General features: G+C 38.7%; 14 protein-coding genes. 12 read left to right on the top strand and 2 right to left on the bottom strand.

What is annotated here, in order from left to right; genetic code table 11:
- Positions 1 to 8 precede the first annotated feature (8 nt).
- Entirely contained in the window at positions 9 to 1,448 is a 1,440-nt protein-coding gene (locus ABIB40_RS11470; RefSeq protein WP_354359150.1) for a GMC oxidoreductase, read from the top strand.
- Positions 1,449 to 1,452: 4 nt separating this feature from the next.
- The gene (locus ABIB40_RS11465) at positions 1,453 to 1,884 is read left to right on the top strand and encodes a hypothetical protein (protein WP_354359149.1); all 432 of its coding nucleotides are present in this window, start codon (positions 1,453 to 1,455) and stop codon (positions 1,882 to 1,884) included.
- Between the two features lie 295 nt (positions 1,885 to 2,179).
- On the opposite strand, the gene ABIB40_RS11460 is transcribed toward ABIB40_RS11465, so the two are convergent.
- Entirely contained in the window at positions 2,180 to 2,536 is a 357-nt protein-coding gene (locus ABIB40_RS11460; protein WP_354359147.1) for a response regulator, read from the bottom strand.
- 216 nt (positions 2,537 to 2,752) lie between these two features.
- Here ABIB40_RS11460 and ABIB40_RS11455 point away from each other — a divergent pair, with 216 nt between their 5' ends.
- From ABIB40_RS11455 to ABIB40_RS11410, 10 genes are all read left to right on the top strand, one after another.
- Complete coding sequence (locus tag ABIB40_RS11455; protein WP_354359145.1) at positions 2,753 to 3,766, top strand: LacI family DNA-binding transcriptional regulator; 1,014 nt, start codon at positions 2,753 to 2,755, stop codon at positions 3,764 to 3,766.
- Positions 3,767 to 4,186: 420 nt separating this feature from the next.
- A complete protein-coding gene (locus tag ABIB40_RS11450; RefSeq protein WP_354359143.1) occupies positions 4,187 to 7,138 on the top strand; it encodes a SusC/RagA family TonB-linked outer membrane protein in 2,952 nt (983 codons plus the stop codon).
- Positions 7,139 to 7,151: 13 nt separating this feature from the next.
- On the top strand, positions 7,152 to 8,735 hold the full coding sequence (locus ABIB40_RS11445) for a RagB/SusD family nutrient uptake outer membrane protein (RefSeq protein WP_354359141.1): 1,584 nt from the start codon (positions 7,152 to 7,154) through the stop codon (positions 8,733 to 8,735).
- Positions 8,736 to 8,754: 19 nt separating this feature from the next.
- Positions 8,755 to 9,765, top strand: coding sequence for a SusE domain-containing protein (locus ABIB40_RS11440; protein WP_354359139.1), 1,011 nt, complete (start codon positions 8,755 to 8,757; stop codon positions 9,763 to 9,765).
- A gap of 195 nt (positions 9,766 to 9,960) precedes the next feature.
- Positions 9,961 to 11,829 carry a glycoside hydrolase family 13 protein gene (locus tag ABIB40_RS11435; RefSeq protein WP_354359137.1) on the top strand — a complete coding sequence of 623 codons (1,869 nt, stop codon included), beginning with the start codon at positions 9,961 to 9,963 and terminating at the stop codon, positions 11,827 to 11,829.
- Between the two features lie 133 nt (positions 11,830 to 11,962).
- A complete protein-coding gene (pgmB, locus tag ABIB40_RS11430; RefSeq protein WP_354359135.1) occupies positions 11,963 to 12,646 on the top strand; it encodes a beta-phosphoglucomutase in 684 nt (227 codons plus the stop codon).
- A gap of 55 nt (positions 12,647 to 12,701) precedes the next feature.
- Positions 12,702 to 15,032: a glycoside hydrolase family 65 protein gene (locus ABIB40_RS11425; protein ID WP_354359133.1), complete on the top strand. Its 2,331-nt coding sequence runs from the start codon at positions 12,702 to 12,704 to the stop codon at positions 15,030 to 15,032.
- Positions 15,022 to 16,878 (top strand): alpha-amylase family glycosyl hydrolase, encoded by a 1,857-nt coding sequence (locus tag ABIB40_RS11420; protein WP_354359131.1) that lies wholly within the window; start codon positions 15,022 to 15,024, stop codon positions 16,876 to 16,878. Before ABIB40_RS11425 ends, ABIB40_RS11420 begins: the two co-directional genes overlap by 11 nt.
- Positions 16,879 to 16,936: 58 nt before the next feature.
- A complete protein-coding gene (locus ABIB40_RS11415) occupies positions 16,937 to 18,310 on the top strand; it encodes an MFS transporter (protein ID WP_354359129.1) in 1,374 nt (457 codons plus the stop codon).
- A 31-nt stretch (positions 18,311 to 18,341) separates the two neighbouring features.
- Entirely contained in the window at positions 18,342 to 20,249 is a 1,908-nt protein-coding gene (locus ABIB40_RS11410) for an alpha-amylase family glycosyl hydrolase (RefSeq protein WP_354359127.1), read from the top strand.
- A gap of 757 nt (positions 20,250 to 21,006) precedes the next feature.
- Here the strand turns inward: ABIB40_RS11410 and ABIB40_RS11405 are convergent.
- Positions 21,007 to 21,585: a mechanosensitive ion channel family protein gene (locus ABIB40_RS11405; RefSeq protein WP_354359125.1), complete on the bottom strand. Its 579-nt coding sequence runs from the start codon at positions 21,583 to 21,585 to the stop codon at positions 21,007 to 21,009.
- Positions 21,586 to 21,653: the final 68 nt, after the last annotated feature.

Here is a 21,653-nt window from a genome sequence, read left to right as displayed (position 1 = left end):
ATAAGCTGATGCTGCAAGATAAATACGATTTAGTGGTGGTGGGAACAGGCTTTGCTTCAACCTTCTTTTTAAAAAAATACCTGGCGAAAGCTAAATCTACCATTCGGGTTTTGGTGCTGGAGAGGGGTTACAATTATCCTCACGCAGAGCGGTTAAAACTAAAAAGAGGCCAGCCTACCAAATTCGAAAAGTATGAAGAGCCTTGGGAAAAAGCCATTGTAAACGTAAACAAAGAGAAGCGTTGGCCGTTTACCACCGGAATGGGCGGCTGTTCTAATTGTTGGTGGGGTTGCACACCTAGGTTTATGCCAAGCGATTTTAAAATGAAAACGCTTTATGGCATCGAGCAAGATTGGCCGGTAGATTATGAAGACTTAGACCCTTATTATTACGAAGCCGAAAACCTTATGTCTGTGTCTGGGCCAGAGGATACACCTTTCCCGAGAAAAGGAAAATATCCATTACCGCCACACGAATTTAGCTTGGTTGATAAAATCTTACATAAAACCTACGGCAATAAATACATCAGTCAACCTTCTGCAAGGGCTAGTCGTGCTACTAATGGCAGAAATCAATGTATGAGTTCTAGCGCATGCGATGTTTGCCCGGTAAATGCCAAGTTTACCATAGAGAACTCTCAAATAGGCGTTTATGAAGACCCCAGAGTAGAGTTAGTTTATGGCGCACAAGTTTATAGCCTAACCCTGCAAAACAACCTTGTAAAAGAAGTGCTGTTTGTTAAGGACGATAAGGACCAGAAGGCTGTCGGAGAAACCGTTATTCTGGGTGCGAATCCATTTTTTAACAGCAATATTCTGCTCAACGCTGGCGATAAAAATAAATTTACTGGAAAAGGTTTTGGCGAACAATTGGGAATGCAGGTATTGATTTACTTGGATAACATGAGCAACGCGGGCGGGAGCACTTGGGTAAATGCCAATGGTTATATGTTGTACGATGGCGATCATAGAAAAAATTTTGCTGGCTGTTTGATGGAAGTGAGCAATGCACCCTATTATTTTCGCTTGGAAAAAGACAAATGGCTAGACATGGCAAGCATAAGAATGCTTTTTGAAGATTTACCGCGCGATGTGAATTACATTAGCACCACAGAAAACAGGTTTATCCCAAAAGTAAATTTTAGTGGCAGATCTGAGTACACGCTGAAAGCCGTTGAAAACATGAAGCAAAAAATGCCCGAAATATTATCTTGCCTTCCAGTAGAAAAACTAGAATTTTTAGATCCATTCCCCAATGAAGGACACATTATCGGAGGCACTAGAATGAGCGAAAATGCAAATTTAGGCGTTGTAGATAAACACCTCATCCACCATCAATACAGAAATTTGTTTGTGCTTGGTGCTGGTGCGTTTACCACTTTTTCGCCATCTAACCCAACTTTAACACTGTCTGCTCTTTCTTTATGGGCCGCCGATAAAACCTTTTGATGTTATGAAAAGACGTAATTTCATCATGTTAACAGGCGTGGCACTCGGTGCTGTAATTGTTCCGCCAACCTTGTATTTCGTATCTCCCTCTATAAAAGAATTTGCCATAAAATTAATTGAAAAGGAGCTGAGCTATTTAAAACTTCGCCCCGGAATTGCAGCCCAATATGTAGATGACTATTTTGAACACAACAAAAACAACGTGTTAGAAACTGCAAAATGGAAAACATTCTATTATTTAAATTATACCGCTAAAAATTCTAATTCGCTTTCGGAGCTGGTAAAATACTTTTTGCTATCAACAGATTTCTTCATACATAAAACAGACACCGTAAGAGGAATAAACTATTTGGGGCTTTATAGCCCTTATACATCGCCGATTCCAAATCCATTTTCTTACGTAATCTATCCACCAAACAGCATTAAAAATATTTAATAGCTAAGACACTGTTTAAATTTGAATAAATTGTATTAGCCAACTCGGTAGAGTAGTGTAGCAAATGTTTGGAGGAAAAAACACTTAGAGGGAAATCAAAAGTCGGATGTCATAATTCAGACAACGCCAAGTTATCGTAAGTTAAGCTGCCCTCCTCTTTTTAGTTGGGCTTGCGGTTGTTTGGAAAAGGCCTCAAATCATAGAGATTAAACAGGCTTGCGAATTTTACCAACTATAGTTTCTGATGTATTGTCGGGTAGATAAAAACCTTTAATAACAGCTTTTTAAAAGGTAGTTAATTGATCAAACGGTCTACCCTCTCTAATAATGTATCCATTTCAAAAGGTTTTTCCATAAAATCATTCGCTCCAGAATCAAGCGCTGATTGCATTATCCCCCTACTGGCAGAAATCATTAACACCGGAATGTCTTTCAATTTCGGGTTGCTTTTTAAAGCCTTACAAATGTCTCTACCGTCATATCCGCTCATCCAAATATCAAGTAAAATTAAATCTGGTCGATTTTCAACCGCAGATAATACCTCCCCGCCGTTATAAGTTGACTCAACATCATAGCCCATGACTTCTAAAATCATGGTTACTGCATCAACAATTCCTTCGTCATCATCTGCAATTAGTATTTTTTTGCTCATACTTCTCTGGTTCCCGCTTTCTTCATCTGTTCATAATAAAGGTATCTACGTAGTAATAGAAACTTTGCCTCTTTTGTTTTTAATATTTCGGATATATTTGTGTCGGAAAAGTAACACTACTTTCTATTGTTAAAATATTTTTATTAACAAAATATGTAACAGTAGAGTAAGGAGTATTATCTAATTAACTTTGTTTATTACTGCGCGAAATACCTAATGGATAATATCAACATTAAACAGCTTGCTGAGGCTTTGGGTCTGTCCACCTCTACCATTTCTAGGGCATTTAGGGGAAATAAGGAAATTAGCGATGCCACAAAACAACGTATCTTGGCCAAAGCAAAAGAGTTAAATTATCAGCCAAATCATTACGCCAGTAATTTGCGAGAGCAAAAAAGCAAAACGATTGCAGTAATAGTGCCCGAACTTGCCAACAATTATTTTTCCCAGGCCATACATGGTATTGAGCGCGTGGCTAGGCAAAACGGATATCATATTTTAATTTATGTAACCGATGACGAGTATGATAAAGAAGTTAATTTCATTTCGCACTTGCACAACGGCAGGGCAGAGGGCATCATTATGTCTGTATCTGGTGAGGCGAACGATCATAATTACTTAAATAGTTTAGGAACGAACCGGCTTCCCCTGGTTTTTTTCGACAGGGTTTACGAAGATATTGAAACGGCCAGGGTTTTAACAGACGATTATGAGAGTAGTTTTATGGCAACCGAGCATTTGATTGAACAAGGGTGTGAGAAGATTGCCTATTTGGTTGTAAATAAGAGTTTGTCTATAGGTAAAACTCGTATGCAGGGCTACAAAGATGCATTAGAAAAGCATAAACTTAGTTTTGATGAGGAGTTTGTAATAGATTGCAGCAATAATTACAACGAAAATCGCTTGATTTTGATTGACGTACTTACACAATTAAAGCCCGAAGGCATTTTTGCGTCTGTAGAGCGTTTGGCTTTTGCCACCTATTACGCTTGTTATGAATTGGATATTAAGATTCCAGAGCAGTTAAAGGTCATCAGTTTCTCTAGTTTGGAGATTGCGCCGTTGTTAAACCCCTCGCTAACATCTATTACACAACCCGCCACAGAAATTGGCGAAACAGCCGCAAATTTATTGTTCGAAATTTTAAATGGAAAAGTACAAAACCTGAAGCCAAAACAGGTGGTGCTGAAATCCAAAATTGTGCTTAGAAAATCCACTTCTAACACCTAGTTTTTACAGCTTCTTTGAGTTCAAATCTTCAACGATTTTCTATCAAAAAAATCGGCGCTTAGTGTAAAATAAGCAGAATTTTGATTTTTTTTCGGGAACGTTCCCGAAAAATCGAGCAAAAACCGGACTGAAATCGGGAACGTTCCCGATTTTTAAACAAAACAGAGGCTTAGTGTAAAATATACACGTATTAAATCGTTTTACTTTTTATAAATACCTTTTAATCAGCTAATTATTTTTATAAAAAAATAGTCTTTTTATGTAAAATAGATTTTTTTTCGAGCGGTTTTTTGTATCTAAAATATTTTTTGAAATTATTTTTATTTTTATTTTTATTTGTAAAATACTGACGTAAATTAGTCCAAAGTGTAAAACACCTTTTTATCTAATTGAATTTTTAACCTTAAAATGCAAATAATTATGAGAAAACTATACCTGTTAAAACAAGTGCTTTTGATGCTGCTTGTTTTCTCGGCATTAGTGGTAAATGCGCAGACCGGATTGGTAAGTGGCAAGGTAACTGACGAGACCGGAGGCGGATTGCCCGGAGCTAGTATTTTAGTTAAGGGAACTGCAAAAAGTACCAGCACAGATGTTAACGGTAATTTTAAGTTATCGGGTGTTTCGGGCTCTGTTACCTTAGCAGTAAGTTTTATTGGTTACAAGACGCTTGAAAAAGTAATTACCGTTAATGGCAACGCTACCATCAACTTCCAACTAGAGCCAGATGCACAGAAACTTAATGAAGTGGTGGTTATCGGTTACGGGACTTCAGAAAAGAAAAATCTTACAGGCGCCATTACAACAGTAAATGCCAAAGATTTTCAGAAAGGCACTATTACTACACCAGAACAATTAATTCAGGGTAAAGTTGCCGGTGTCAACATCACCTCTGGTGGTGGCGCTCCAGGCGGTGGTAGTACAATCCGTATTCGCGGCGGTGCTTCACTAAATGCAAGTAACGATCCTTTAATTGTGGTGGATGGAGTTCCTTTTAGTGGCAACACTATCGGTAATGCACCAAGTCCTCTGTCGTTAATTAACCCTAACGACATCGAAACTTTTACGGTTTTAAAAGATGCAAACGCTACAGCTATCTACGGTTCTAGAGCCTCAAATGGTGTAATTTTAATCACGACTAAAAAGGGAGGTTCTGGAGCACCTGTTATTAATTTCAGTACAAACAACTCAATTGCTACGGTAGCTAAAAAGGTCGATGTACTTTCTGCAGATCAGGTTCGTGCTTATGTAACTGCAAACGGTAGCAACGCTCAAAAAGCATTGTTGGGTACGGCAAGTACAAATTGGCAAGATCAAATTTATCGCAATGCATTCTCAACAGATAATAACTTAGGTATCGCCGGTTCATTTAAAGGTGTTCCTTATCGTATTTCGGGTGGTTATTTAGATCAAGATGGTGTTGTAATCCGCAGTAAGCTAAAAAGAGCAACCGGAGCAATTACAATTTCTCCAAGATTATTTACCGACCATTTAAAAATCGATTTAAACTTAAAAGGCGCATTAAGTAATTCTCAATACCCAAATGATGGCGCTATTGGTTCGGCCATACAGTTCGATCCAACTAAACCTGTTTATGCAGATAATAAATTTGGTGGTTATTACGAATGGATTAATGGAGCAGTCCCAAATCCAAATGCGCCACGTAACCCAGTTGGTTTAATTGAGCAGCAAGATAACCATGGTAACGCTGCAAGAAGTTTTGGCAACGCACGATTTGATTACTCGTTTCATTTCTTACCAGAACTACATGCTAATCTAAACTTGGGTTATGATGTATCTAAAGGTTATGGTGCTACGCTTGTGCCGAGCTTTGCAGCACAAAGTGCCGCGACAAACGGTTCTTACACAAGTAGAAAAAATACAGAGGTTAATAAATTCTCTGAGTTTTATTTAAACTATGCCAAAAATGTAGAAAGCATTAAGAGTAGATTTGATGCAACGGTAGGCTACGGCTACTATGATGATGCGGTAACCAACTTTTATTATAATGCATACAAAGCAACAGGCGAACTATTCACCACTCCCGTTTTCCCACTTTCGGTCGATCAAAACAAATTGCTTTCTTACTACGGAAGATTTACTTATACTTTTAATGATAAATATATTTTGCAAGGTACAATGCGTGCTGATGCTTCATCGAAATTTGCCGCAAACAATCGTTGGGGCTATTTCCCATCTGCAGGTTTTACATGGAGAGTTATTGGAGAAGATTTCTTAAAAGACAGTAAGGTTGTTTCTGATTTGAAATTGAGATTGAGTTATGGTGAAACTGGTAATAAAGATGGTATCGGTAATTATGATTACTTATCTAAATATTACGCGAATAGTAACAATGGCCAATATCAAGTAGGAAATACTTTTTACAACTACTACAGCCCGGCCGGTTATGATCCTGACTTGAAATGGGAAACTACCACCACTTACAATGCGGGTTTAGATTACGGTTTTTTACAAGGTAGGCTTTATGGCAGTATAGATGCTTACTACAAAAAAACCAAAGATTTATTGAGTACGATTAACATCCCGGTAGGTACCAACTTTACCAATTTATTAACCACAAATGTTGGTAATATGGATGTTATAGGCCTTGAGGCAAGCTTAAACTTTGTTGCCATTCAAAGCGAAAATGTAAAATGGGATTTTGGTTTCAACATGGCTTATAACAAAAGAAAAATTACCAACTTAACGTTAAATCCTGATCCTGGATCGAAAGTTTCTGCAGGAGACATTACTGGTGGCACGGGTGTAACGCTAAAATATAACGCGGTTAACCAAGTGCCAAGCGCATTCTTTGTGTACAAACAAGTTTACAATGCAAGCGGTGCTCCAATAGAAGGCGTTTATGCAGATTTAAATAATGATGGCGTAATTAATACGAGCGATCAATATTTCTTTAAAGCACCAGATCCAAACTTTACCTACGGTTTTAATACTTCGTTCACCTACAAAAAATGGACAGCAAGCACGGTGTTAAGAGCAAATATTGGCAATTACATATATGATAACATTTCGTCGAATTTTGGTGTCAAAACCAATGTGTTAAGCACACAAGGAATTATTAACAATTCTACTGTAGATATTTACAATACAGGTTTTGCAAATGCACAGTACCTAAGTGATTATTATATAAAGAATGCTTCGTTCTTAAAAATGGATAACTTGGGTTTATCGTATGATGTTGGCAAGCTTTCTACAAGAGGCAATACAAACATGCGTATTTCTGCAAACTGTCAGAATGTGTTCGTCGTATCTAAGTATAAGGGTATCGATCCTGAGTCAATTACTGGTATCGATTATAATTTGTATCCTAGACCAAGGACATTCACTTTAGGATTAAATGTTGGTTTTTAAATAAAAGAAAAAGATGAGAAATTCATTTAAAACAATATTGGCATCAGGTATTTTACTGTTGTCTTTAAATTCATGTAAAAAGGACGATTTAAACCTGACCCCAACTAATGATGTTACAGCATCTGAGGTTTATGCTACACCTGCAGGTTATAAAAGCAGCTTGGTTAAATTATACGCAACTTATGGGCTAACAAGTCCTGGCGGTTCAGATGCCAGTGATATTGGTGGTTTGAATTCTGGTTTTGCAGATTTTTTACGGTTGTTCTGGACTTCGCAAGAGCTAACGACAGACGAAGCCATTTGCGCTTGGGGCGATACTGGTATTCCTGAATTAGACTACTCTACCCCGAGTGTAGATAACCAGTTTCTAAGAGGTTTATATTCAAAAAGTCTTTTACAAATTACTTTTGTAAACGAATTTCTTCGCGAAAGCACTTCAGAAAAATTAGCAAGCCGTAACATTACCGGTGCTGATGCAACAGCCGTTACCAGATATCGTGCCGAAGCTCGTTTCTTACGTGCATATCAATACTGGGTGTTGATGGATGCTTTTGGCAACCCGCCTTTTGTAACAGAAAATGATTTAATTGGTAAAGTTGCTCCGAAACAAATTACAAGAGCAGCCTTATTTACTTACGTAGAATCTGAATTAAAAGCGATTGAACCTGATTTAGCTGAGCCTCGCACAAACGAATACGGCCGGGCAGATAAAGGTGCAGATTGGGCCTTATTGGCAAGGTTATATTTAAACGCTAATGTTTATACGGGTACAGCAAAATACACAGAGGCCATTACCTATTCAAGCAAAGTGATAAATGCAGGCTATGCGTTAAAGTCTAATTACATGGATTTGTTTAAAACGGATAATAATGTAAACAATCAGGAAACTATCTTAAGTATCAACTATGATGGTGTAAACGGAACAAATTATGGTGGTACAACTTTCTTAATTAATGCAGGTATTAATGGAGACATGAATCCTACTTCTTATGGTGTGCCAAATGGCGGTTGGGGCGGTAACAGAACTCGAGCAAACTTACCGGCTTTATTTCCAGATCCAAACGGCACGTTAGATAAACGGGGTGTTTTCTTCGGTGAGAAAACTAGTGTTGATAATATTGGCGTGTTTACCGATGGCTTACGAGTGACAAAATTTAAAAACGTAAGTTCTACAGGTGTTAAAGGTGCTTCTTTAAATGGAACGTTTAGTTCATTAGATTTTCCACTCTTTCGTTTAGCAGAACAGTATTTAATTTATGGCGAAGCGGTAATGCGTGGTGGATCGGGCGGTACAACAGCTCAAGCCCTAACTTATGTAAATGCGCTTCGCACGCGTGCTTATGGCAATGCTTCAGGAAATGTAGCCTCGATTACTACAGACTTTTTCTTAGATGAACGTGGACGTGAGTTGTATTGGGAAGGTCATCGTCGTACAGATTTAATTCGTTATGGAAAATATACAGGTGGCAGTTACCTGTGGCAATTTAAAGGTGGCGTTAAAGCTGGTACAGCATTACCGGCTTACCGTAACTTATATCCATTGCCTACTGCAGATTTAATTGCAAACCCAAATTTGAAACAAAACACAGGTTATTAATCTCAATTTTCTATAAGATATGAAATCAATTTTCTTAAAATCCATGGCGCTAAGTTTAATCGCTTTGTCTCTGTGGTCGTGTAAAAAAGAAGAAACTAGGGCGGTTGCCACAGATGGCGCTCCTGGCGCTTTAAAAGCGTCTGCAACTTCTGTAGTAGTAGATAAATCTATGTTAACCACAGATGTAATTACCTTTGACATGTCGAATGCAAATTTTGGTTATCAAGCTGCGGTCAGCAACGTGTTGCAAATTGCACCAAAAGGGAGCAATTTTGCAGAACCAAGCCAGACAATTTTAGATGCCAATGCAACCTCTAAATCATTTAATGGTTTAGATTTTAATAATTTGTTGCTTGGACTAAAATTGCCAAGTACATCTAACAGCGATATAGAAGTGCGCGTTAAATCTACTATTTCAAATGACGTAGCTCCGGTGTACAGCAATGTCCTTACCATAAGTGCAAAACCTTTTCCACTTACGGCTTGGGTGTATGTTCCCGGTGCTTACCAGGGCTGGAATCCTTCTGCAGCCGACAGCTTAATTTCTCCGACTGGCAATGGTATTTACACTGGCATAATTGGCTTTGATGGCGGGAATTTTAAAATTACGCCTAAAAAGACTTGGGATGTTGCTTATGGCGATGCAGGCGGCGGGAAGATAAGCACAACTGGAGGCGATATCAAATCCTTAACTCCTGGCGCTAAAGAATTGGTAGTAGATTTAAACCAGAACACTATTACCATTACCGATGTAGTTTGGGCTGCAGTTGGAAGTGCTACTCCCTCAGATTGGCCACCTGCTTCGGGTCCTTACAATGAGTTGGATATGAAATTTGTTGGTAATAATACCTGGACAATTACTTTGCCATTAAAAGTTGGAGAAATGAAGTTTAGGAAAAATCATAAATGGGATAATAGTATCGGAGATGGAGGAGATAATATTAAAATTACTGAAGCTGGTACCTATGATATATCACTAACAATCAATCCCGATTTCAATACTGGAAGCTATACAGTAGTGAAAAAATAACACTTGTAATCTTCAGAAGCCAAAAGCTTTTGAAGATTACATTTCTTTGATGGATCCGACAAAATCTAGATTTAGCAAAGAGAGCGTGCAAATCTACCAAACCTTCTCATTTAAAACCTTCGTTAATGTATGTTCACTGTGGATGTAGAAAATGAAAGGAAAACTTTGTGCCAAATTTTAAAAAAATAGAAACCAATGAAGAGGTTGTTTAATTTAGTTTTTCTAATTGCGTTATCTGCAAATTTATTTGCCCAAACACCAAAATTAGAACGTTTGGAGCGCATAGAGCCTATGTTTTGGTTCTCAGGAATGCATAATCCTAAGTTACAATTGTTGGTGCATGGCGAGAAAATAGCTTCGAAGACTGTTTCTTTAAAATATCCAGGGGTTAACTTGATAAAAGTAAATAAGGTAGAAAATCCGAATTATTTATTCTTAGACCTGATCGTCTCTGCCAATGCAAAACCTGGCAGCTTCGCTATTTCTTTTTCATCCAAAGGAGAAAAAACATTCACATATACATACGAACTCCGTCCTAAAAATAATTCGAAAGACCGTATCCAAGGTGTAACTCAAAAAGACTTTATCTACTTGCTTATGCCAGATCGTTTTAGCGATGGAGACACGAGCAACGATGTTGTTGCAGGAATGGCAGAAACCAAATTTAATAGAGACAGTATGTATTATCGCCACGGCGGCGATTTGCAAGGCGTGATAAACCATTTAGACTATTTAAAAGATTTGGGTGTAACCACAGTTTGGATGACGCCAGCCATAGAAAACGACATGACTTCTGCCTCTTACCACGGCTATGCAGTTACCGATCATTATAAAATAGATCCTCGTTTCGGCACCAACGCGCTGTACAAAAAGTTTGTAGATGCTTGCCATGAAAAAGGTTTAAAAGTAATAAAAGATGTCGTGCATAATCACATTGGCACCGGGCATTGGTTTTTTAAAGATATGCCGATGAAAAGCTGGGTACACCAATGGCCCGTTTACACGCAAACAAATTATAGAGATCAACCTGTGATGGATCCGCACGCATCTGCAATTGACAAGAAGCAAATGTTAGATGGTTGGTTTGTGCCAAGCATGCCGGATTTGAATCAGAATAATCCTTATGTTCAAAATTACCTCACGCAAAACCACATTTGGTGGATAGAATATGCGGGTATAGATGGATTGCGGTTAGACACTTATCCCTATAACGATGCCAAATATATGGCAGATTGGGCGCTGAAACTTCATGACGAATTTCCAAATCTTTCTGTTTTTGGCGAAACACTTGTTTCTTCGGTAGCTAGTCAGGCATTTTTTACTGGTGGAAATACGGTAAATAGAGGTTTCGATACACATTTGCCAGGCATTACCGATGCGGTGCTGAAAGACGCAATTTATGAAGCTTTAAACGGTAAAAGCGGTTGGACAGATGGCGTAAATAGATTGTACGCCACGCTTGCGCTCGATTTTTTATACAAAGACCCAAACAAGAACTGCATTTTTATGGATAACCATGATATGAGCAGGTTCTATTCTATGGTTAACGAAGATTTCGACAAGTATAAATCTGGTATGGCAATTTTGTTAACAATGAGAGGAATTCCCCAAATGTATTATGGTACCGAAATTTTAATGAAGAACTATTCAAATCCCGATGGATTGGTTAGATCTGATTTTCCCGGCGGTTGGAAGGGCGATAAAAGAGAGCGTGATGCATTTACAGCGGCAGGAAGAACCGAAAAAGAGAACGAAGCTTTCAATTTTGTAAAGACTTTGGCAAATTTTCGGAAGAGCAATGAGTCCTTGCAAACTGGCAAGCTGATGCAATACCTACCTCAAGATGATGTATATGTGTATTTCCGATATAACGAAGGCGATGCAAAAGGCACCGTTATGGTAATTGTAAATGGCAACGATAAAGACAAAACCTTGGCGACGGATTGCTTTTCAGAACGAACAGCTGGCATTACAAAAGCTAAGAACATCATCACCGAGAAAACCATAGCATTTAAAAATATACAAGTGCCTGCACACACTACTTTGGTGTTGGAATTGGAATAGGTGTAAGGACCGAGGTGATAGGGAATAGGTTTTTAGGCATAACCCTTAAGTTACAACTCAAAACCCACTAAACCCCACTAAACGCGCAAACCATTAACCCATAACTAAGATCTTACCATTTAATAATAAATTGATGAACACACCTAACTCCTATACCCTAATACCTCACACCTCAATAAAAGCTTGTCTTTTCGACTTAGACGGTGTACTAGTAGATACTGCTGGTTATCACTATCAAGCTTGGAAGCGATTGGCCAATCAGTTGGGTTTCGATTTTACAGAAGCACAAAATGAAGAATTGAAGGGCATAAGTCGGATGGAAAGTTTGGATAAAGTACTTGGTTGGGGAAAGGCAACAAAATCTTCTGTAGAGAAAAACGAGCTTGCTGCATTAAAGAACGGGTGGTATGTAGATATGATCAATAAAATGACACCCGAAGAAGTGCTGCCTGGAGTAGAAGATTTTTTAACCGCCTTAACACAAAGTGGATATAAACTGGCGTTGGGTTCGGCGAGTAAAAACTCTGGTATCATTCTTAAAAACACCCATTTGACCCACTTTTTCGATGAGATTGTAGATGGAAATATGGTAAGTAAATCTAAACCAGATCCTGAGGTGTTTTTAAAAGGTGCAGAACTTTTAGGTTTCGCACCCGAGCAATGTGTGGTGTTTGAAGATGCCGTTGCTGGCATCAAAGCGGCAAAAAATGCAGGTATGAAATCCATTGGAATTGGAGATAAAAACTTGCTTACCGAGGCAAACTTGGTGGTAAGCGGTTTAAATAAATTAACAGTAGAAGATTTAGAGAATTTATAGGTTTAAGGTTTAGGGTCATGTCTCAAATCTCAAATCTCACTACTCAATACTAATTATGAAAAATTACATTATCCCAGATGCTTGGAACATCATCGAAAAAGGCTTCGACCCACGCTTAAATAAAATTTCTGAAAGCATTTTTAGCATAGGTAACGGCCGTATGGGTCAGCGGGCTAATTTCGAGGAAAGCTATTCTGGCGAAACGCTAGAGGGAAATTATTTGGCTGGCATTTATTATCCAGATAAAACGAGAGTGGGTTGGTGGAAAAACGGTTATCCAGAGTATTTTGCAAAAGTGCTTAATGCGGCAAATTGGATTGGCATTAAAGTGAAGGTAGCAGATGAACTATTAGACTTGACGAAAGTACAAGTTGCTGATTTTACCCGTGTTTTAAATATGAAGCAGGGAATTTTAGAGCGCAGCTTTATCGCCACTTTTAATAGTGGCAAATCTATAAAAGTAAAATCTACTCGTTTCTGCAGTATTGCCGATGACGAACTTTCTGCACTTACATATAGCGTTACGCCGCTCAACTTTGATGGGCAGATTACATTGATGCCTTTTATTGATGGCGATGTAAAAAACCAAGACAGCAATTACGACGAAAAATTTTGGGATTTTGTAAGCGATGACCTTTCTGATGAGGAAAGTTACCTTACCTTGGCGACCAAAAAAACAGCTTTTCATGCCTGTACAGGAAGCTTTAGTTCGGTTAGTAAAAATGGCGAGAAGTTAAAGCTTGATGTTAAGCAAGTTAAAAAAGAGAAATTTGTTGGACAAGTTTTCACTGTAAATGTTAAGGAAAATGAAGAGATAACGCTATGCAAATTGGCGGCAAATGTTACGTCAGAAAATCATCCTAAAACCGAACTTTTAGCTACCTGTAAAAAAGCGATTGCAAGAGCTAAAAAAGCTGGTTTTGAGGTATTGAAGGAAGCACAAGCTAATGCTTGGGAGCGTAAATGGCAACAGAGCGATATTGTGATTGAAGGGGACGTGTCTGCGCAACAAGCCATCAGGTTTAATATTTTTCAGCTTTTTCAAACCTATACTGGCAAAGATGATCGCTTGAATATTGGCCCGAAAGGCTTTACGGGAGAAAAATATGGTGGATCAACTTATTGGGATACCGAAGCTTATTGTGTGCCGTTTTATTTGGCTACCGCTGATGAACAAGTGAGTAAAAATCTCCTTATTTATCGCTACAACCAACTAGACAAAGCGATACAAAATGCGCAGAAGTTGGGCTTTAATAATGGAGCAGCGCTATTTCCAATGGTTACCATTAATGGTGAGGAATGCCACAATGAGTGGGAAATCACTTTCGAGGAAATACATAGAAATGGCGCCATCAGCTTTGCCATTTTTAATTACATTCGCTATACAGGAGACGAGCATTACTTGGTAGATTACGGTTTGGAAGTGCTTATTGCCATTGCAAGGTTTTGGAAACAACGCGTAAATTGGAGCGAAGATAAAAATCAGTTCGTTATGCTTGGTGTTACTGGCCCAAATGAATACGAGAACAATGTAAACAACAATTGGTACACGAGTACCATGGCCACTTGGTGTTTAAAATATGCCATGGAGGCGATAGAAATCGTAAATCGTTTAAACTCTAAACGCTGCGCAGCAAGTTTAAAAAAGATTGATTTCAACCCTAAGGAAATTTCAGACTGGAAAAAAATCATCAATAATATGTACTATCCGGCCGATACTGAAAAAGGAATTTTTTTACAACAAGACGGATATTTGGATAAGGAACAAATTCTTGTTAAAGATTTACCAAGCAAAGATCGGCCAATCAACCAAAAATGGAGTTGGGACCGTATTTTAAGGTCGTGCTTTATAAAACAGGCAGATGTGTTGCAAGGCATGTATTTTTTTGAAGACGATTATGACATCGAAACGTTAAGAAGAAACTTCGATTTTTACGAGGCGCGCACGGTGCATGAGAGTTCTTTATCGCCTTGCGTACACAGCATTTTGGCCGCTAAGCTAAATGATGAAGCTCGCGCCTACGAATTTTATTTACGTACTGCACGTTTAGATTTAGATGACTACAACAACGATACAGACGACGGTTTGCACATTACCTCTATGGCAGGCACTTGGATGAGTATTGTAGAAGGTTTTGCAGGCATGCGGGTGCGAGATGGAAAGCTCCATTTCAATCCTTTTTTGCCCTCAAAATGGAAGCACTTTTCTTTTACCATTGGTTTTAGGGGCGCAATGTTAAAAGTAAACATTTGTCAAGATTTAATGGCAGTTTCAAACATCGGTAGCGCTGCTGCAGAGCTTGTGATGAACGGTAACATTTACCAGGTAAGGCCAAATGAGCACGTCAATATAGAAAATGCCAACTTAGCGTTTAATGAAGGATAGCAGACACATGTCAACTAAACCTGTAGCCAAAGATGTTCTAGGCGTAAAGCAAACACTGATTTCTCGGGGTAGATTTTTATATAGAATTGGATTTTGCCTTGTAGCAATTTCGGTTACAATGGCCTATTTTTCTTGCAAAAACCAGGGTATTCAACCAACAGTGGTAAATACCGAGCAAAAAATTGTCATCTATCAACTTTTGCCTCGTTTATTTGGCGATAAAGATACTGCAAACGTACCCTATGGAACTATTGCACAAAATGGAAGTGGAAAATTTAACGACATTACCGATGAAGCTTTAGACGGCTTGAAAGAACTGCACGTAAATTATGTTTGGTACACAGGCGTAATTGCCCATGCAAGTTTAACCGATTACAGCAAATTTGGTCTTAAAGCAAATGATGCAGATGTGGTTAAAGGAAGGGCTGGTTCTCCTTATGCCATTAGAGACTATTATGATGTGGATCCTGATTTGGCCGTGAACGTTGGTCAACGTATGCAAGAGTTCGAAAACCTGATAAAGCGTACGCATGCCAAAAACCTTAAGGTTTTAATAGATTTTGTGCCAAACCATGTAGCGCGAAGTTATCATTCTAACGCAAAACCAAAAAGCGTAATAGACTTTGGCGCAAACGACATTAAAGACAGCACGTTTAGCATAAAAAACGATTTCTATTACATCCCAGGAAAACCATTTGTTGTTCCGAAGAGCAACCAGAAAGCAAACCCGCTTACGGTGCTACAAGATGGTAAGTACAATGAAAATCCTGCCAAGGCAACAGGAAACAACGTGTTTAGCGCCTCGCCAACTGTAAATGATTGGTATGAAACAGTGAAGTTAAATTATGGCGTAGATTACAGAAATAACTCCAACCATTTTATGCCGATACCACCAGTTTGGGAAAAAATGAAAGATATTCTAACTTTTTGGACAAAAAAAGGGGTAGATGGATTTCGTTGCGATGTGGCCGAAATGGTTCCGGTAGAATTTTGGGCGTGGGTAATTCCGCAAATCAAGCAGGTAAATCCAAACCTCATTTTCATCGGCGAAGCGTACAATTCTGCACTCTACAGTCAATTTATCCATCAGGGAAAATTCGATTATTTGTATGATAAGGTAGGACTATACGATGGTCTTAAAAAATTGATCAAAAATGATTCGGACGCAAATGTTGCCGACATTACAAAAGTAATTAAGGCAGATAGCGCCGGTTTGGATAATCACATGCTTAGGTTTTTAGAAAACCACGATGAGGAAAGAATTGCCTCCAAAGGTTTTGCAGGTAAGCCCGAGTTTGCTTTGCCGGCTATGGTGGTTACGGCAACCTTAGGTAAAGGACCGGTTATGATTTACTTTGGGCAAGAGGTTGGTGAGCCGGCTAAAGGAAAAGAAGGTTTCGGTGGCGACGACAATAGAACTACAATATTCGATTATTGGGGCGTACCAAATCATCAAAAATGGATGGACGGCGGAAAATTTGATGGAGGAAAACTTAATGCAGAACAAAAATCATTGAGGAAATTTTATGAAAAATTGCTTGCTGTAGCTACACAAAGCAACGCGATTCAAAACGGTCAGATCTATCAAGTAGCGCCGACTGCGGCGATGACAAAACGCACTTTTGCCTACATCCGCAAAAGCGATAACCAACGATTGCTAATTGTAGTAAACTTTGACAGGACTATGAGCTTAAATACTACAATTCAAATTTCGCCAAGCCTGCTAAAAAGCAAACCGCTTGGTGATTTAAGAGAATTGTTGGGGAATGCGAAAGTTGTGAAAGTAGGCGCGGATGGCATCAAGGTGTCGTTATCGCCTATTTCTGCACAAATTATAGAATTTTAAATATCTGAATAACAAATACAAAGAGCCACAAGTTTTGTGCTAAAAAAAAGAAATTACCATGAACATTAAGTCAGTCATCGAAAATCCAAAACTCAGCCTGGTACAGATTATAAACATGAGCGTTGGTTTTTTCGGAATCCAGTTTGGTTGGGACCTACAGCGTGCAAACATGGGGCGTATTTACGAAGGCTTGGGCGCAAACCCAGATCAAGTGCCCTTGTTGTTTTTAGCGGCGCCATTAACAGGACTGCTTGTTCAGCCAATAATCGGTTATCTAAGCGATAATACCTGGCATCCTACATTTGGAAGAAGGAGACCTTACTTTATGATCGGAGCGATTATAAGCAGTTTAGCGCTTATTGCCATGCCGCACAGTTCTGCCCTTTGGATGGCAGCTGGTTTGTTGTGGGTGTTAGATGTTTTTGGCAATGTTTCTATGGAGCCGTTTCGGGCATTTGTTACAGATAAATTACCCGATAGTCAGGTAAATAGAGGCTTTGTAATGCAAAGTTTAATGATTGGCTTAGGCGGGAGCATTGCCTCTTCTCTGCCTTGGCTAATGAATAATGTTTTCCATCTAGAAAACACAGCAACTTTAGGACACATTCCAGAAAACGTACAATACTCTTTTTACATAGGTGCATTCTTCTTTTTTGCCTCTGTATTTTACACGGTTTTTACCACTAAAGAGTATCCGCCAACGGCAGAAGAGCTATCGAGGATGAAAAAGGAGAAAGGAGGGATTTCTAAAGGGATTTCTGAAATTCTTTCAGCGTTAAAGAATATGCCAAAACGGATGCAGATTATTTCCCTCGTGCAGTTTTTTACTTGGCCTGGCTTGTTTTTAATGTGGTTTTATTACACCACTGCGGTTGCTGTAAACGTATTTGGCGGTATTGATGCAAGCGATCCAGTTTATGCCCGTGGCGCCGATTTTGGCAGTTTAACTTTGGCGTATTATAGCGTAATAACCTTTTTATTTGCCTTGGTGCTACCGAAAATTGCCGATTTGCTTGGGCGTAAAACCACCCATGCCATTTGCCTACTTATCGGTGCCATTGGTTTAATCAGCGTGGCTTGGGTGCACGATAAAAACATGTTGTACGTCTGCATGACTGGTGTTGGAATTGCTTGGGCAAGTATTCTATCTATGCCTTATGCCATGTTAAGCGGGTGCTTGCCAAAAGATAAAATTGGCGTTTACATGGGCATTTTTAACTTTTTTATTGTACTACCAGAAATTATAGCATCGCTGGGTTTTGGGTGGTTGATGAAAAACGTGCTAAATAATGACAGACTTCTAGCCGTTCAATTGGGTGGTGGATTAATGGTTTTGGCCGCCATTATTTGCTTTTTATTTATCAGAGAAGGGAAGAAGACCAACGAAATATTGTCAACCAAACTTAAAATAGAAGAAGATAGGTCTGTATAGGGCGATCTTAAAAAAATAACATCATACCAATATGAAACAGCTATTAAACTTTTTATTAATTGTAGTTACCCTGTCTGCGGCATGCAAAAAAGGCGGCTCCGGCGGTACGGATCAACCAGCTCCACCAACACCAACCCCTCCTGCTACAAATGTAGGTTTACCTGCTGGCGCAAAAGATGGCGTAGCTTTTGTAAATAATGGTACTTCGGCCATCGTAACATTATTTGCGCCCGGTAAAAAATCGGTCTCCGTAATTGGCGAGTTTAACGATTGGAAAACAACTAGCAATGCCATGAAAAATACCAGCGATGGGAAATATTGGTTTGTCCAGGTAGATAATTTAGATCCGAATAAAGAATACGCCTATCAATTTTTGGTTGATGGAACACTTAAAGTGGCCGATCCTTATTGCGAAAAGGTATTGGATCCCCAAAACGATAAATACATTTCTGCAACTACTTATCCCAATTTAAAACCTTATCCTACAGGAAAAACAACCGGAATTGTAAGCGTAATGCAGGCAAATCAACCTAAATACAGTTGGAAAAATAACAGTTTTGTTCGCCCTGCGAAAAACAACCTGGTTATTTATGAGTTGCTGGTTAGAGATTTTACTGCCGATCATAATTACGCATCTACGCTGGCTAAACTTCCTTATTTAAAGAGTTTGGGCATAAATGCAATAGAGTTGATGCCGGTAAATGAGTTTGAGGGGAATTCTAGTTGGGGCTACAACCCATCGTTCTATTTTGCTCCAGATAAATACTATGGAACTAAGGTTGCACTGCAAAATTTTATAGATGAATGTCATGGAAACGGGATTGCGGTTGTGTTAGATATGGTGTTAAACCACTCTTTTGGCCAATCGCCCATGGTGCAGCTCTATTTTGATGGCAGCAAACCAACTGCAGATAGTCCATGGTTTAATGTAGATCCAAAACATCCGTTTAATGTGGGTTATGATTTCAACCACGATAGTCCAGCCACTAAATATTTTACAAAAAACGTGATTAAATTTTGGATGCAACAGTACAAAATAGATGGCTTTCGATTTGATTTGGCAAAAGGTTTTACACAACATTTTTCTACGGATGATGGCGAGTTTAGATCTTACGATACTGATAGGATTGCCATTTGGAAAGATTACCACAACTTTATTAAGAGCATAGACAATAATAATTTCTATACTATTTTAGAGCTTTTTGCAGATAAAACCGAAGAGCAAGTGTATGCTAATGAAGGTATGATGATGTGGAATAACCTAAATTATAACATGAACGAAGCGACTATGGGCTATGTTCCAACCTCTGATTTTTCTTCTGGAATGTATCAAACTCATGATTTTCCTAAATCAGAAAATCTGGTTACCTACGGCGAAAGTCATGATGAGGAACGCTTAAATTATAAGAACATCGCGTACGGAAATGCCTCTGTCTCGAGTTCCTATTCAATTAAAGGGAATTTGCCAACTTCGCTAAAGCGCGAAGAGATGGCCGCTGCATTTCTGTTCGCTATTCCTGGTCCAAAAATGATCTGGCAGTTTGGCGAGTTGGGCTACGATGTCAGTATCGACTATAACGGGCGTACTGGCGAAAAACCCATTCATCCAGAATACTACAACGATTCAAATAGAAAAGCGCTGTACGATGCCTATTCGAAATTTATTAAGTTAAAGGAAAACAACGTTATTTTTACGGCGCCGAATCCAACGTTTAGCTTAAGTAATGGGATCAAATACATCAAGCTTAGCGATGCCACAAACACCGTGGTAGTAGTTGGTAATTTTGATGTAGTCAGTCAAACCGCCAATGTAGATTTTGGTAGCTCTGGCACTTGGACTGATGCCGTTGGCTCTTCTGTAAATTTGAGTTCTACCACGTACAAGTCTAAGCTAGCACCTGGCGAATACCATATTTTTAGTAAAGTAGCGTTGAAATAGGGTAGAGAAGTCAGAAGTTTGAGGTCAGAAACAAGAACAATAGGTTTTTAGGTTGTAAATTTTTGTTTAATTTCTCTCACAAATCATCTTTGCGGGGTACGAACCAATTTAATGATTTGCATTTGTTAACATTATAATCACGTAATTTTCTAAATCCAAGGTTAAAAATTGGCCGCCTTAACACGCCATCCATTCTATCTTTCTCCCTGCTAAAACCCAGTGAGAAAGAATGCCATTCCTGTCGTTAGCGCTCTTTCAAGCGTAAGAACAAACCATTCTAAATAGTCAAAATCTGAACCGGACCGATTCAAATGTTTATAGATTTGGTGTAACGGGAAATCCGACCCCGTCGGGGTCGCATAATCCTTTCCTGAAATAAATCTATAAGCATTAAATCCCTTCGGGATTCGTAACGACTTTAAAATCGAAGATCTAATGTATTCTGTTGATCAATGCTGTGATTGAGACGTTTTTTGCGTTAGAGATTGGAGAGGAAATCCTTTTACCCAAAAAAGGTCCCTTTGGGGTTTGGGGAGGTAAAAGATTGGAACGTAAAGCGCGACCCTCTTCAGGGTAACGCCCAAAATATTTTTAGAATATAGTAGAATATAATTTTAAAGCTTAATAGGAGTCAAAATCAATACAGGCTAGCCGTCCATTACATTTCTTAACAGCCGAAGAAGCTTGTTAAAAACATAAAATTAATTTCTTTAGCGCTATTGAATACAATAAAAAACGCTAGGAAAAATTCACATAATTATTTGTTCGTCTCGCCTTTTACTCCTACGTCCCCTTTTTCTATAGAAATGGGTATCGCTTTTTGGCTTCCGTAAAGTTTAATTTCTTGAATATCGGCAGGCATGCTGAAGCCATTTTGTTCTAACGCAATTTTTACGGTGGTAATTACTTCTCCGCGTTTTTTAGCGGCGTCTTTTCTAAATTCTTTGGTAGATACCCAAAAGAAAATCTTAATATTTACCGTGCTAACAGAAAGCTCGTCAACTGTAGCATAAGTTTCGTGGTCTTCATCTTGATAGACTCCTTCGGTATTGTTAACTGTTTTTAAAATTAAGTTTTGCGCAGCATCTATGTTATCCTCGTATGCAATGCCTACCACAAAATCCCATCTAAACAAACCATCTTCTGTATAATTAAACAGGGGTAATTTAAGTACATCGCTATTGGGAATGTACACGTCTCTTCCGTCGAAAGTTTTTACTTTGGTGTACCTAAACTCCATAGATTTCACCTTGCCAAAAATATCGCCACTTTTTATGGTATCGTTAATTTGGAATGGCCTATTAAAGGAGGTGGATTCAAGTAATAAATGCAACATCTGCTAGATTGTTTAGTTTTTCGGCGAAAACTTCGTTGGGTGTCTTAAACCCAAATCGTTTCCTTGGT

Origin of the sequence: Pedobacter sp. UYP30 (assembly GCF_040547165.1) — a bacterium.
Taxonomy (GTDB): domain Bacteria; phylum Bacteroidota; class Bacteroidia; order Sphingobacteriales; family Sphingobacteriaceae; genus Pedobacter.
The sequence above is the reverse complement of the archived record's forward strand: the minus strand, read 5'-3'. Positions and strand labels throughout refer to the sequence as shown.

Bases quoted from the DNA above. Each gene is read 5' to 3' on its own strand.
- ABIB40_RS11470 (WP_354359150.1), top strand. From the start codon at position 9: ATGCTGCAAGATAAATACGATTTAGTGGTGGTGGGAACAGGCTTTGCT.
- ABIB40_RS11465 (WP_354359149.1), top strand. From the start codon at position 1,453: ATGAAAAGACGTAATTTCATCATGTTAACAGGCGTGGCACTCGGTGCT.
- ABIB40_RS11460 (WP_354359147.1), bottom strand. From the start codon at position 2,536: ATGAGCAAAAAAATACTAATTGCAGATGATGACGAAGGAATTGTTGAT.
- ABIB40_RS11455 (WP_354359145.1), top strand. From the start codon at position 2,753: ATGGATAATATCAACATTAAACAGCTTGCTGAGGCTTTGGGTCTGTCC.
- ABIB40_RS11450 (WP_354359143.1), top strand. From the start codon at position 4,187: ATGAGAAAACTATACCTGTTAAAACAAGTGCTTTTGATGCTGCTTGTT.
- ABIB40_RS11445 (WP_354359141.1), top strand. From the start codon at position 7,152: ATGAGAAATTCATTTAAAACAATATTGGCATCAGGTATTTTACTGTTG.
- ABIB40_RS11440 (WP_354359139.1), top strand. From the start codon at position 8,755: ATGAAATCAATTTTCTTAAAATCCATGGCGCTAAGTTTAATCGCTTTG.
- ABIB40_RS11435 (WP_354359137.1), top strand. From the start codon at position 9,961: ATGAAGAGGTTGTTTAATTTAGTTTTTCTAATTGCGTTATCTGCAAAT.
- pgmB (WP_354359135.1), top strand. From the start codon at position 11,963: ATGAACACACCTAACTCCTATACCCTAATACCTCACACCTCAATAAAA.
- ABIB40_RS11425 (WP_354359133.1), top strand. From the start codon at position 12,702: ATGAAAAATTACATTATCCCAGATGCTTGGAACATCATCGAAAAAGGC.
- ABIB40_RS11420 (WP_354359131.1), top strand. From the start codon at position 15,022: ATGAAGGATAGCAGACACATGTCAACTAAACCTGTAGCCAAAGATGTT.
- ABIB40_RS11415 (WP_354359129.1), top strand. From the start codon at position 16,937: ATGAACATTAAGTCAGTCATCGAAAATCCAAAACTCAGCCTGGTACAG.
- ABIB40_RS11410 (WP_354359127.1), top strand. From the start codon at position 18,342: ATGAAACAGCTATTAAACTTTTTATTAATTGTAGTTACCCTGTCTGCG.
- ABIB40_RS11405 (WP_354359125.1), bottom strand. From the start codon at position 21,585: ATGTTGCATTTATTACTTGAATCCACCTCCTTTAATAGGCCATTCCAA.